The organism is Aquitalea sp. S1-19 (assembly GCF_024343515.1).
Map to the genome: position 1 here is coordinate 1 of NZ_RJTZ01000364.1, position 436 is coordinate 436.

The following is a 436-nucleotide window of genomic DNA, read 5'->3' on the forward strand; positions in this document are numbered from 1 at the left end:
TCACACCGATCGCCACGGACGACTTGGCATAAGAACCCGCGCCGATAGCAATACTGTTGGCCTTATCCGCTTTCGCGTCGGCACCGATGGCAATCGAGTTTTTATCACCCGAACTCTGGGCACCACCCGCGCGCAAGGTGCCATCCTCCAGCATACCCAGCGCCTTATCTGCCTTGGTTTCGGCACGATCCGCCTTGGTTTCAGCACGATCGGCCGTGGTCTGGGCCGTGGTCGCTTTGGCGTCGGCGGTGGCTGCTGCGGTCTTGGCTTCGGTAGCAGCCGTCTTCGCTTCGGTGGCCGTCGTCTGTGCGGTGTTGGCGGCGGTTTTGGCGTCGTTGGCTGTCGACTGCGCGGTGCCGGCTACCGTGGCCGCGTTGTTGGCCGTAGTCTGCGCGGTGCCAGCTGCAGTTTTCGCCGCGTCGGCCGTCGACTGAGC

At 64.0% G+C, this 436-nt stretch carries 1 protein-coding gene; it reads right to left on the reverse strand.

From position 1 onward, the window contains the following. Positions 1-436: alanine-zipper protein (locus EGI20_RS19070; protein ID WP_498633276.1), on the reverse strand; the 436-nt coding region annotated here is incomplete at both ends.